Raw genomic sequence first — 12,967 nt, 5'->3', positions numbered from 1 at the left:
CGACGTCGGAAAGGACCTCCCATGCACAAAATCTCGATCCCGGATCATGTGGCGGCGCGTGGTCGCCTTCAGCGCGGCGGCCGGGAATTCATCTTCGACAGGCTGGATATGAGCAAAGTCGCCCATGTGATCGTCGACCTGCAGAACGGCTTCGTGGCGGAGGGCGCAGCCGTTGAGGTCCCGGTCGCACGAGAAATCGTCGGTCAGGTGAACGCCATCGCCAAGGCGGTGCGTGTGGCTGGCGGGCTCAACTGCTTCCTGCGTTACACCTATGACGGCAGCGAGAAGCTGCCATGGAATGTCTGGTTCGAGAACTATATGAGCCCGGCGCAGTTCGAGATCATGAAAGCCGCCTTCGAGCGAGGCGCCGATGGCTGGCAGCTCTGGCCGGAACTCGATGTTAGGGACAGCGACCTCGTCGTCGACAAGACGCGCTTTTCGGCGCTCATTCCGGGCACCTGCGAGATGGATCAATTGCTGAAGTCGCGCGGCATCGACACGCTGATCATCACTGGCACGCTGACCAATTGCTGCTGCGAGAGCACGGCCCGGGACGCATTGCAGATGGGCTACAACGTGATCTTCGTCACCGATGGCAATGCGACGCTGAGCGATGAGGAACACAACGCCACGCTCCTCAGCATGTCGGCCATCTTCGCCGATGTGATGGACACCGAACGGCTGCTCGGCCTCATCGCCGGCTCGGCCGAGGCCAGGGCAGCGGCGTAAGGCAGGTCCCTGGCCACACAATGTAGCCCGCCTTCCCCGGCGCCCCTGATGCCCAGTCCGGCGGCGATGACCGTCGGACGGTCAACCTTCCATCTCCCGATCGAGGAAGCCTCCCATGAACGCGCCCGTATTCCACAAACCGGCTGCCGAGATCGATGTCGCCGAGCTGACCCTTGGAGAAATCCAGAAGGGCTTCGCTGACGGCCTCTATACCTCAGAGGCGCTGACGCACGCCCATCTTGCCCGCATCGAACGTTTCGAGCCCTATTACAACGCCTTCACCTTTATGAACCCGTCGGCGCTCGATGATGCCCGTGCGATCGATGCCCGGCGAGCGGCCGGGGAAGTCCTTGGCCCGCTGGCCGGCGTGCCCGTGGTGGTGAAGGAGGCGATGGACTTTGCCGGCCTGCCCTCGACCGGCGGCTGGGCGCCGCTTTCGAGCGCCGCAGGCGGCACCGATCTCATTCCCGAGCGCGACGCGCCGGTCGTGGCGAGATTGCGCGCCAGCGGCGCCGTCATTCTCGGCAAGACCAATATCCCCGCCTTCAGCCATGACGGCGCCCGCGCCAATACCAGCTGGGATGGGCCGACCTTCAATGCCGTCGATCGCGCCATCGCGCCCGGCGCGAGCTCAAGCGGAACGGCGACGGCTGTATCCGGCAGTTTTGCCGTCGTGGGTCTCGCCGAGGAGACGGGCGGATCGATCCAGAATCCGGCAGCCGCGCAGAGCCTTGTCAGCGTCAAGCCGAGCTTCGCGCTGGTGCCGAATGCCGGCGTTACGCCGCTCGCCGGCTCGACGCGCGACGTGGTGGGTCCACACGCCCGAACCGTCACGGACGCAGCCCTGCTGCTCGACATCCTGGCCGGCTATACGGTCGAAGATCCGAAGACCGTGGCGTCGATCGGCAACATACCCTCGGGTGGCTATACCAGCCACCTCGGCACCGACACGCTGAAGGGCAAGCGGATCGGGCTCTACGGTCCGGGCTGGCGCCGTCAATCATTGTCCGAAGAAGCGGCTGCGCTCTATGCGGCGGCATGCGCCGAGCTTGCGGCCCGCTCCGCCATCCTCGTCGAAGATCCCTTTGCCGGCAGCGGCTTCGCCGATCTCGCCCTCCGGAAGTCGGGTGGCTTCGACGAGCGCGGACTGGAAACGGTCGCCTATGACATGGAGCTCTATCTGAAGCGTCTCGGTCCCTCGGCGGCGGCGCATTCGCTGGCCGAATTGACGGCGCTCACCGGCGAGGATCCGTTCGCGCCGGGCGGGATCCTGGCGATGCATGCGGCGATGCCCGTGCTCGCGGCCTCTCTCTTCGACCCGGCTACCCCGCCTGACGTCGGCCCCTTCCTCGCCGTCAGGGAAGCGTATCTGGCGATCTTCAACGCGGTGATGTCGTCGCATCAACTCGATGCGCTCGCCTTCCCGCAATCGACGGCGACGCTGCCGGGCATTTTCGATGAGGCGCCCTATCCGGCAACGACCGTATCGGAGATCAATATTGCCGGCCTTCCCGGCGTGACGGTTCCGGCCGGGCGCTTCTCCAACGGCGCGCCCTTCAGCCTGATCTTCGTCGGGCGCATGTGGAGCGAAGCGGACCTCCTCGCCTACGCCTATGATTATGAACAGGCGACGCGCCATCGCATCGTTCCGACCCTCGTCGAGATGCCCTATCAGCCAGCGTCGCATCCGATGGCGGCGGAGACCGCCTGAATAAGGCGCACGGGCTTGCGTCACGAGGTGCCGGAGGCCGGGTCGGCGGGAGAATAGCCAGCGCGACATCATGATCGTAGGGTGTTAAGGAACCGGGCCTATACTGTTCGCGTGGCCGTCTCGTCCGGCTGCGAACATGGTTCAGGATTTCGGCCTATGGCGACCCTTCGCTCTCTTCTGCTCCTGGCGCTTCTCGCCTGCGGTCTTGCGGCCTGCACGACGGGTGAGCGCGACACGCGCGGCATGCAGCCGATCCCGGCCAAGCTCGTCGCCCAGATGCGCGAGAAGGGCATGAAGCCGTCCGACCCGATCATGATCCGCATCTACAAGCAGGAAAGCGAGCTGGAGGTCTGGAAGCGCGATCGCAGCGGCAGCTACGCACTCCTGAAGACCTATCCGATCTGCCGCTGGTCCGGGAAGCTCGGGCCCAAGAAGCAGGAAGGCGATCGTCAGGCGCCCGAAGGCTTCTACGCGATCACCATGTCGCTCCTGAACCCGCAATCGCAGTTCTATCTCTCCTTCAATCTCGGCTTCCCGAACAAGCTGGAAGAAGCGCTCGGCTATGAGGGCGCGGCCCTGATGGTGCATGGCGCCTGTTCCTCGTCCGGCTGCTATGCGCTGACCGATGCCGGCGTCGCGGAGATCTACGCCGTCGCGCGCGATGCGCTGATCGGCGGCCAGACCTCGTTCCAGGTGCAATCCCTGCCCTTCCGCATGACGCCGAAGAACCTCGCGATGCACCGCGACGATCCAAACATGACGTTCTGGCTGAATCTCAAGCAGGGCACGGACCAGTTCGACATCACGCGGCAACCGCCGAAGGTTGAGGCCTGCAATCGTCGCTACGTTTTTGGCGCGCAGCCGATCGATCCGAGCGCCGTCTTCGATCCACTCGGCCCTTGCCCGGCCTATCAGGTCGATCCGTCCGTCGCCGCCAAGGTGGCGCTGAAGACGGCTCGCGATGACGCGCAGATAGCCTCGATCGCCACCGCCGCTCCGCCAATCTCGCTGGCCTATTCGGATGGCGGCATGAACGAGGCGTTCCGCGAAATTCTCAAGAATGCAGGGCCCGAGAAGCTGTCTCGCATGACCTCGGCCGGCTTCCCGATCAGCCGTCCGTCCGCAGCGCTTGCCGACCCCTACCAGCCGCTGGGCATCGATCAGGTTCAGACGGCGACTGTCGCGGGCCAGCAATAGACTGCCAAAACCTGCGTGAGGGAGAGAGCTGATGGACATCAAGCGCAGCGGCTCGCAAACATCCGGCAAAGGCCCGACTGATTGGTTCAGCGGCAGCGTCCGTGTCGACCCGCTGTTCCAGGCGCCGGCACCTGCGCGGGTGGCCGGAGCGGCGGTGACGTTCGAGCCCGGCGCACGGACAGCCTGGCACACGCATCCGCTTGGCCAGACATTGATCGTGACGTCAGGCCTCGGCCGCGCCCAGCGTCAAGGTGGCCCGGTCGAAGAGCTACATCCGGGCGATGTCGTCTGGTTCCCGCCGGGCGAAAAGCACTGGCACGGCGCATCGCCTCAGACGGCGATGACGCATATCGCGATCCAGGAAGCCCTCGACGGCAAGACAGTCGAGTGGCTCGAACACGTCACCGACACTCAATATGGCGATTGACGGCGCCGCCGAAAGCGGCGGCGCTTGATTAAACCAGCCTGAATGCGCTCGCCGAGAGATTGAGATTGGACGAGAGCTGGGCAACCTGCTTGGCCGGGTTCGAGCCGGCCCCGTCTGAATCGTAGCTGAGCGTGCCCGTCGTTGCATTGTAGATCATTTCGCCCAGCGTACCGCTGGTCGAGGGCTGCGTCGAAAAGCGGAACGAGGACGCGGCCAGCGACCCAGCCGCCGGGCCTGACTGCAGGGCGGTGTAGATCGACTTCGACAGTTCGATCGTGTCTGAACCGACCGTGAAGTCTGAGATCGTATCGACATTGCTGCTGTTGACGGCCGAGTCGAAGACGAACGTATCAGCACCTCCATTGCCTTTCAGCACGTCATTGCCTTCGCGACCCGCCAGACGGTTGGCAAGGCTGTTGCCGATCAGAGTATCGGCGTGGGTCGAGCCGATGGCGTTCTCGATCGAGGAATAGGTGTCGCCCTGCGCATCGCCGCCGGTGCCGACGCCGGTGCTGAGATCAGCCCGAATCCCTGTCGCTGATCCGGTATAAGAGGCGGTATCGGAACCGCCACCGCCAATCAGGGTGTCGCCACCGGCGAGCCCCGCGAAAACATCGTCGCCTTCGCCGCCTTCCATCCGGTTGGCGCCCGCCGTGCCAGCCAGCGCATCCGCAAAGGCGGAACCGATGATGTTCTCGACCGACGAAAGGACATCGCCCTCGGCATCGCCGCCCAACCCCTTGCCGGTTGCGAGATTAACGCGAATGCCTGCGGTGGAGTCGCTGTAAATAGCCGTGTCGATGCCATCGCCACCGATCAGCGTATCGGCCCCTGCCCCACCCGTCAGACCGTTATTGAAGTCGTTGCCAACCAGACGGTCGTTGTACCGCGAACCGACGAGATTTTCGATCGAATCGAGCGTGTCACCTTCCGCCTCGCCGCCGAGCCCGGTCCCGAGCGAAAGGTCGACGCGCACGGCTGCCGTGGATTCGCTGTAGCTCGCCGTGTCGGTACCATTGCCGCCGATCAGAGTATCGGCACCTTCACGACCCGACAGCAGATCATTGCCGTTGCCACCTTCGAAGTGGTTGGCGCCGGTCGTGCCGATGAAAACGTCGTTGTGAGCTGAGCCGATCGCGTTCTCGATCGAGGAATAGGTGTCGCCCTCAGCATCTCCGCCGGTGCCAACACCGGCCCGCAGATCTGCCCGGATCCCGACCGTAGACGCCGTATAGGATGCGGTGTCGAAGCCGCCACCGCCAATCAGGGTGTCGCCTCCGGCGAGCCCTGCGAACACATCGTCGCCCTCGCCGCCTTCCATCCGGTTGGCGCCCGCCGTGCCGGCCAGCGCATCCGCGAAGGCCGAGCCGATGATATTCTCGACCGACGAAAGGACATCGCCCTCGGCGTCGCCACCCAGCCCCTTGCCGGTCGCGAGATTGACGCGAATGCCAGCGGTCGAGTCGCTGTAATCAGCCGTGTCGATGCCATCGCCGCCGATCAGCGTATCGGCACCTTCACGACCCGACAGCAGATCATTACCGTTGCCACCTTCGAAGCGGTTGGCGCCGGCCGTACCGATGAAAACGTCGTTGTGAGCCGAGCCGATCGCGTTCTCGATCGAGGAATAGGTGTCGCCCTCAGCATCACCGCCGGTGCCGACACCGGCCCGCAGATCAGCCCGGATCCCGGCCGTAGATGCCGTATAGGATGCGGTGTCGGAGCCGCCACCGCCAATCAGGGTGTCGCCGCCGGCGAGCCCCGCAAACACATCATCGCCCTCGCCGCCTTCCATCCGGTTGGCGCCCGCTGTGCCGGCCAGTGCATCCGCAAAGGCCGAGCCGATGATGTTCTCGACCGACGAAAGGACGTCACCCTCTGCATCGCCGCCGAGCCCCTTGCCGGCTGCGAGATTGACGCGAACGCCAGCGGTCGAGCCGCTGTAAACGGCCGTATCGATGCCATCGCCGCCGTCGAGCCTGTCCGCGCCGACGCCGCCATCCAACCGGTCATCACCCGCGCCGCCGAGCAGGATGTCCCCGCTGCCATAACCGAACAGGGTGTCGTTGCCGTCGCCGCCTTCCAAACGGTTCTTTCCGTCTTGGCCGATCAGGGTATCGTCAAAGCGCGATCCGGCGAGATTTTCGATGGAGGCGAGCGTGTCGCCCGCGGCATCGCCGCTGGTGCCGGTGCCAACCATGAGGCTGACCGAGACCGCAGACGACGAGGTGACATAGCTTGCGGTATCGCTGCCCGAACCGCCATCCAGCGCGTCGGCACCGGCGCCGCCGATAAGGACATTGTTGATGCCGCTGCCGATCAATGTATCTGCGAAGGCCGAGCCAACGAGGTTTTCGATCCCGATGAGGACATCGCCTTCAGCATCGCCGCCGCTGCCGGTTCCTGCCGACAGGTTGATCGATACAGCAGCGTTCGACGCGCTGTAGCTGGCAGTATCGACCCCACCGCCGCCGCCGCCATCCAGACGGTCCGCTCCCGCGCCGCCGGTCAGAACATTGTCATTGCTATCGCCGGTCAGCGTGTCGCCAAAGGCCGAGCCGATCAGGTTTTCGATGCTGGAAAGAACGTCGCCTTGTGCGTCGCCGCCGCTCCCGGAACCGCTCACGAGATTGATGGATACCGCAGCCGACGAGGACGCATAGCTCGCCGTGTCGCTGCCGGCACCGCCCGTCAATGTGTCAGCCCCCGCACCGCCGGACAGGACGTCATTGCCATCGCCGCCAGTAAGGACATTCACGCCCGAGGTACCGACAAGGACGTCGTCGAAGGCGGAGCCAGTGGCATTTTCGAAGCCGGAAATGACATCCCCAGCGGCGTCGCCTCCAGAGACTACCCCCGAAGTAAGATTGACGGCCACGCCGGTTGAGGAGGACTCATAGCTCAACGTATCGATACCGCCGCCGCCAATGAGCGTATCGGCGCCCGCGCGACCCTCGATCAGGTCGTCGCCGTCGCCGCCATCAATCCGATTGGCGCCCGCGTCCCCGCGCAGGACGCTCGACGACGATCCGTCGACAAGGTTTTCGATCTCCGTGAGCGTCGCGGTCCCCATATAATAGGACGCGGTTCCTGCCGCGATATCGACGACGACATTGCCCGTGGCGGAGAAATCCGCGGTATCGCTGCCCGTGCCGCCGATCAGGACATCCGTTCCTGTTCCGCCCAGAGCCAGAATGTCGTCGCCAGCGCCGCCATTCAGCGTGTCGTTGCCGTCGCCGCCATTCAGGTAATCATCGCCGCCATTGCCGGTGAGCTTGTCATTGCCCGTCCCACCAAACAGCCGGTTGGCGAGGTCGTTGCCGGTGAGCGTGTCGCTCTGGGCGGAACCGACGACGTTTTCAATCGAGACCAGAGTGTCGCCACCTGCCTGTCCGCCGCTGGCGGTCTGCGTGATCAGATTGACGACCACGGCAGCCGATGCGGCGTAATCGATCGTGTCACTGCCACTGCCACCGTCCAGCAGGTCGGCGCCGCTGCCGCCAATCAGGTAGTCGTCATCGTTGCCGCCATAGAGGAAGTCCGCGCCGACGCCGCCGTTGAGCGTGTCGTTGCCATCGAGGCCCGTCAGCGTATCGGCGCCATCGCTGCCAGTCAGGACGTTGGCTGCGCTGTTGCCGGTGAGCGTGTCGTCAAAAGCCGTTCCCGTGACGCTCTCAATTTCCGAGATGACGTCGCCCGCCGCGTCGCCGCCGGAGGCCGTGTTGGCCGTGAGGTTGATCGACACCCCGGCCGACGAATTGGTGTAGTAGATCGTATCAGACCCATCGCCGCCAATCAGCGTGTCGGCGCCCGCGCCGCCCGTCAGCCTGTCGTCTCCAGCCCGCCCTTCGAGCCTGTTGTCCCCGGCATCGCCAACCAGCGTGTCACTGCCGCCCGAGCCGATGACACCTTCGAACTCGGAAATGAAATCGCCCTGGGCATCGCCGCCGGAAACGGCCTTGGTCGCGAGGTTAACCGAGACGCCACTGCTTGACCCCTCATAGCTGACCATGTCGAAACCGGCACCGCCGGCCAGCGTATCCCCGCTCTTGCCGCCGCGCAGGACATCGTCGCCCGCGCCTCCATAGAGGCGGTCCGGACCTGTCGAGCCCAGCAGCAGATCATTGTGATCCGAGCCATAGACATTCTTGACCGCGATCAGCGTGTCGCCTTCGGCGTCGCCGCCATAGCCCTTGCCGGTTGCAAGGTCGATCGTCACGCCCTCGGCCGAGGTGAAATAGCTGACGCTTCCAGTGGGCGTAAAGCTGCCTGAATTGAGAATGTCAGCGCCCGCCCCACCGACGAGGATGGTGTCATTCTGTCCAGCGCTCAGATAATCATCGTGGGAAGAGCCGATCAGGAATTCGACATCCGGGGAGACGTAGTCCCCCTTACCGTAGCTCTCAACCGATACATCGATCTGGTCGACAGTGACCGTCACGCCTCCCGGAGCATTGGCATAGGACACCGTGTCGATGCCATTGCCGCCAGACATATAGTCCGTTCCGGCACCGGCGAAGATGAGGTCGTCACCCTCACCGCCATTCATCGAGTTGGTTCCGCCGCCGCCTGTCAGCGTGTCGTTGCCATTGCCGCCATTGATGGTGTCGTCGCCATCGGAGGTCGTAACCGTGTCGGCACCGGTCGATCCCGTGAAGGTCACGCCGCGGCCGAGGAGCTGGCTTGTGAGATCGACCGTCCCCGGATCGGACAAGGTCAGCTGGACGGAAGCCGTCAGGTTTTCCGGGCTGTAGGCGATCGTATCGAAGCCCTGAAAATAGCCTGCGGTACCGGTGATCGTGGCGCCATAGGTGTACAACGTACCGGGCAAGGCTCGCACTCCCCTGTCAATCGATGCTGTCGCGCTGCGGCGCGTCTCGCGGAATCATGCACCGCGCCAAACGGGAGCGAAACGCGATTCCGCCAGAAGACAATTGCTATGTGAAACTTACAAGATCGAGATTCCGGATACCAGCCTTGAGTTGTATTCACCTGTCGGTAAGATGCTTGTCCTCTGCTGTTGAGCCACCTCAATACAACCCGAGATCTTTGCCGCATCGATCAGGCACATCACCGTGTTCCATCGCTCGGCGCGGTGAATTCGTGTAGGTTGCATCGTCGCTGGCTGGCCCGGTGGCGCTCACCTTTCATCCGGCGCTCGCGTGGCGCCTATCGCGGCGAGGTCATGACAGCCCCAGTTTCCCCGGGACAGGTCAACCAGCCGTCGCCCGACGACGGCTTGATGGCGCTTGCCGGTATCGCCGCCTATTTCCACATCCCGGCTGACCCGGTGGCGCTGCGGCGTGAACTCGCGCTCCGCAGCGGCGCCAAGGCGAGCGCCGACGATGTCGTCCGGGCGGCACGCCTGCTTGGGTTGAAGGCTGCGGCGGGGGCGATCAGCGGAGCGGCAGGGGTCGAAGGCCTTGTGGCGCCGTCGATCGTCATGCGCCGCGATGGCAGTTTCGTGGTGTTTGGCGGGCGTCAGGCCAGCGGCGGCTTTCGCATCATCGATCCGGTAACGCGTACCGATCGGCTCGTCGATGTTGCAACCTTTCTGGCTGACTACGAGCCGCGCGCGATCCGCATCGCGCGGCGTTTTCGTGGCGCGGGCATCCGGCCGCAATCCTTCGGCTTCCGATGGTTCCTGCCGTCGATCTGGCGTTATCGGCGGCCGCTCGGCCATGTGCTGCTCGCCTCGCTCTTCGTCCAGCTTTTCGCGCTGGTGACGCCGCTGTTCTTCCAGGTCGTCGTCGACAAGGTGCTGACGCATCGAAGCTTCTCGACGCTCAGCGTGCTGGTCGTCGGGCTCGTCGTCATCGGCGTCTTTGATGTGCTTCTGCAATATCTTCGCAGCTATGCGCTGTCGCACACCACGAACCGGATCGATGTCGAGCTCGGCCAGCGACTGTTCCGCCATTTGCTGCATCTGCCGATCGGCTATTTTGAGAGCCGCTCGGCAGGCCAGACCGTTGCACGCATGCGCGAGCTGGAGACGATCCGCTCGTTCCTCACCGGACAGGGCCTCTTTGCGGCACTCGATTTCCTGTTCGCCTTCGTCTTCATCGCGGTGCTCTTCGCCTATTCGACCACGCTGACGCTGATCGTGCTCGGCACCATTCCGGTCTATCTCGCCTTGACGCTGGCGATCCGTCCGGTGCTGCGCCGGCGCGTGCAGCAGAAATTCGACACCGGCGCCCTCAGCCAGCAATTCCTCGTCGAAACCGTGGTCGGCATGGAGACCGTCAAGGCATCGGCCGTCGAGCCGATCATGCAGGCGGAATGGGAGGATCGCCTCGCCGCCTATGTGCGATCGTCCTTCGACGCGTCCATGCTCGGCTCGCTCGGCCAGAACGCCATTCAATATGTGTCGAAGCTCTCAACGGCGCTTCTGCTGTTCTTCGGGGCACGCGCCGTGATCGATGGCCAGCTTTCGGTCGGTCAGCTCATCGCGTTCAACATGATCGCGAGCCAGGTCGCGCAACCGATCCTGCGGCTTTCGCAGATGTTCCAGGATTTTCAGCAGGTCCAGGTCTCGATCGAACGGCTTGGCGATATTCTCAACGCGGCACCCGAGCGAACGCCGAGCGCGCATGCGGTTCCTCCGTCGATCAAGGGCGCGATCGAGTTGCGCCGCGTCAGCTTCCGCTACCGTCCGGGCCTGCCGGAAGTGCTGAAGCAGGTGTCGCTGTCGATCCGGGCCGGAGAGGTGGTTGGGATCGTCGGTCCATCGGGGTCCGGCAAGTCGACGCTCGCCAAGCTCATCCAGCGCTTCCACGTGCCGGACGAAGGCCAGGTCCTCATCGACGGCATGGACCTGACTCAGGTCGATCCATCATGGCTGCGGCGCCAGATCGGCGTGGTGCTGCAGGAGAACCTGCTGTTCAACCGAACGATCCACGACAATATCGCGCTGGCCAATCCCGCGATGCCTCGGGCGCAAGTGATTGCCATTGCGCGGCTATCCGGCGCTGATCCGTTCATCCAGCGGCTGCCCGAAGGCTATGACACGATGATCGAGGAGCGCGGCGCCAATCTCTCAGGCGGCCAGCGCCAGCGTATCGCGATCGCCCGCGCGCTCGCGACCAATCCGCCGCTGATGATCTTCGACGAGGCGACCAGCGCGCTCGATTATGAGAGCGAGGCGCTGATCCAGTCGAACATGCGCCAGATCAGTCGCGGGCGAACGGTGCTCATCGTTGCGCACCGGCTGGCGGCCGTGCGCCATTGCGACCGCATCATCGGCATCGACGACGGCCGTATCATCGAGCAAGGCTCGCATGCCGAGTTGCTCGCCCTGCCCGGCGGTCTCTATGCACGGCTCTGGGCCATGCAGGCCGAGGGTGCGCCGACATGAGCGCCCAATCGCCGCTGCCACAACCGCCCGCCATCCCTCCCCCGCAAGTGCCGCCACCGCGAAAGCCGATCGACCAGGCGTTCCTGCCCGCCGCGCTCGAAATCATCGAGACGCCGCCATCGCCGGTCCGCATGGCGATGATCCTCTCGATCGCGGCGTTCTTCGCCGTCGCGCTGATCTGGAGCTTTTTCGGACGTGTCGATGTCGTCGCGACGGCGCCTGGCCGTGTCCAGCCAACCGGCCGCGTCGGGGCGATCCAGGCAGCCGAGGGCGGCCGCGTGGCGGCGATCGATGTCGCGAATGGCAGCCATGTCGAAGCCGGCGACCGCCTAATCGCGCTTGATGTCCGCGAAGCGGCGGCCGATGTCGCCGAGCTGCAGGCCGCCTATACTTCAGTCCGTGCCGAGGCGATCCGCCGCCATGCGGCACTGGCAGCCGCTGAGGATATCGGCGGCCCTGTTCCCGAATTGGCCTTTCCAGCAGATATTCCACCGGCTCTCCGCGATCGCGAAAGCCGGGTTCTCCAGGGTGAAATCGGCAAGCTTGCCGCGGAAATCGCCTTGGTCGAGGCGACGAGCCTTGAAAAGGATGCCGAGCGGGGACGCCTCGAGGCGACCATCGCTGCGCAGGAAGCCCTGCTCGCGACACAGAGCGAACGCGTCGACATGCGTTCCGAACTCATGGCGCGGTCCGCCGGCTCCAAGGCCCAGCTCATCGACGCCGAGGAAGTGCGACAGCTGCAGCAGGTGACGCTCGCCACCCAGCGGGGGCAACTCAGCGAGGCGCGTGCGGCGCTGCAGCGGCTCGCCCGGCAGCGAACCGAAATCGTCGAGACCTTCATTGCCGAAAACGGCCAGAAGCTCGCCGACGCCGAACGGATGGCGGATGAGAGCCATGAACGGCTCGCCAAGGCCGTGGCGCAGCTCGAGCACATGACCATCCGCGCGCCGATCGCTGGCAATGTCGCCGCGCTCGCTGTGACCGGCACCGGCCAGGTCGTCAGCCCCGGCCAGGAGGTGATGCGCATCGTCCCTGACGGATCGAAGCTCGAGGTCGAGGCCTATGTCTCGAACCAGGATATCGGCTTCATCCATCCGGGACTGGCGGTGTCGATCAAGATCGATTCCTTTCCGTTCACCCGCTATGGCGTGCTGCATGGCACCGTGAAGCAGGTCGCGCGCGATGCGGTGGCGCGATCCGACATCGAGACACGGCTGGCGTCGCCGACGGCTGCTCCGCGCTCGATGGGCGCAGGCGGCACGCAGGCTGTGCAGGATCTCGTCTTTCCGGTCACGGTCGCGCTCGACGATCCAGCGATTGCGGTTGATGGCGTGCGCGTGCCGTTGACGCCCGGAATGTCGGCCACGGTCGAAATCAAGACCGGCAGCCGGAGCATTCTAGACTACCTGTTCTCGCCGCTGGTGGAGGTCGCTTCGGATTCGCTGAGGGAACGCTAACAGCCATTGGAATGGTCGCAGCGCGTCATCGAGCCTCCACAGAGCCCGGCTAGTCTTTCGGCATCCTGAGAGTTGCAACCGGCTTTGACGGA

Annotated in this window: 7 protein-coding genes; 6 read left to right on the top strand and 1 reads right to left on the bottom strand. The window is 64.5% G+C overall.

What is annotated here, in order from left to right:
* Nucleotides 1-21: 21 nt before the first annotated feature.
* The 4 genes from LB518_RS02955 (at nucleotide 22) to LB518_RS02940 (ending at nucleotide 4,064) form a co-directional block, all read left to right on the top strand.
* Nucleotides 22-729: a cysteine hydrolase family protein gene (locus LB518_RS02955; RefSeq protein WP_224572826.1), complete on the top strand. Its 708-nt coding sequence runs from the start codon at nucleotides 22-24 to the stop codon at nucleotides 727-729.
* A gap of 115 nt (nucleotides 730-844) precedes the next feature.
* Entirely contained in the window at nucleotides 845-2,440 is a 1,596-nt protein-coding gene (locus LB518_RS02950) for an amidase (RefSeq protein ID WP_224572825.1), read from the top strand.
* Between the two features lie 156 nt (nucleotides 2,441-2,596).
* Nucleotides 2,597-3,637: a L,D-transpeptidase family protein gene (locus LB518_RS02945; RefSeq protein WP_224572823.1), complete on the top strand. Its 1,041-nt coding sequence runs from the start codon at nucleotides 2,597-2,599 to the stop codon at nucleotides 3,635-3,637.
* A gap of 31 nt (nucleotides 3,638-3,668) precedes the next feature.
* Nucleotides 3,669-4,064 (top strand): (R)-mandelonitrile lyase, encoded by a 396-nt coding sequence (locus tag LB518_RS02940; RefSeq protein ID WP_224572820.1) that lies wholly within the window; start codon nucleotides 3,669-3,671, stop codon nucleotides 4,062-4,064.
* Nucleotides 4,065-4,092: 28 nt separating this feature from the next.
* Here the strand turns inward: LB518_RS02940 and LB518_RS02935 are convergent, their stop codons facing one another.
* Nucleotides 4,093-8,895 (bottom strand): beta strand repeat-containing protein, encoded by a 4,803-nt coding sequence (locus tag LB518_RS02935; protein WP_224572819.1) that lies wholly within the window; start codon nucleotides 8,893-8,895, stop codon nucleotides 4,093-4,095.
* A 354-nt stretch (nucleotides 8,896-9,249) separates the two neighbouring features.
* Between LB518_RS02935 and LB518_RS02930 the strand changes: the two genes are divergently transcribed.
* Nucleotides 9,250-11,418, top strand: coding sequence for a type I secretion system permease/ATPase (locus LB518_RS02930; protein WP_224572816.1), 2,169 nt, complete (start codon nucleotides 9,250-9,252; stop codon nucleotides 11,416-11,418).
* Nucleotides 11,415-12,875: an HlyD family type I secretion periplasmic adaptor subunit gene (locus tag LB518_RS02925; protein ID WP_224572814.1), complete on the top strand. Its 1,461-nt coding sequence runs from the start codon at nucleotides 11,415-11,417 to the stop codon at nucleotides 12,873-12,875. Before LB518_RS02930 ends, LB518_RS02925 begins: the two co-directional genes overlap by 4 nt.
* The last annotated feature ends 92 nt before the right edge of the window (nucleotides 12,876-12,967 follow it).

Origin of the sequence: Mesorhizobium sp. BR1-1-16 (assembly GCF_020165495.1) — a bacterium.
GTDB lineage: Bacteria > Pseudomonadota > Alphaproteobacteria > Rhizobiales > Kaistiaceae > Kaistia.
Note: the sequence above shows the minus strand (reverse complement) of the source record. Positions and strands in the feature narration are given on the sequence as shown.

Bases quoted from the DNA above. Each gene is read 5' to 3' on its own strand.
- LB518_RS02955 (WP_224572826.1), top strand. From the start codon at position 22: ATGCACAAAATCTCGATCCCGGATCATGTGGCGGCGCGTGGTCGCCTT.
- LB518_RS02950 (WP_224572825.1), top strand. From the start codon at position 845: ATGAACGCGCCCGTATTCCACAAACCGGCTGCCGAGATCGATGTCGCC.
- LB518_RS02945 (WP_224572823.1), top strand. From the start codon at position 2,597: ATGGCGACCCTTCGCTCTCTTCTGCTCCTGGCGCTTCTCGCCTGCGGT.
- LB518_RS02940 (WP_224572820.1), top strand. From the start codon at position 3,669: ATGGACATCAAGCGCAGCGGCTCGCAAACATCCGGCAAAGGCCCGACT.
- LB518_RS02930 (WP_224572816.1), top strand. From the start codon at position 9,250: ATGACAGCCCCAGTTTCCCCGGGACAGGTCAACCAGCCGTCGCCCGAC.
- LB518_RS02925 (WP_224572814.1), top strand. From the start codon at position 11,415: ATGAGCGCCCAATCGCCGCTGCCACAACCGCCCGCCATCCCTCCCCCG.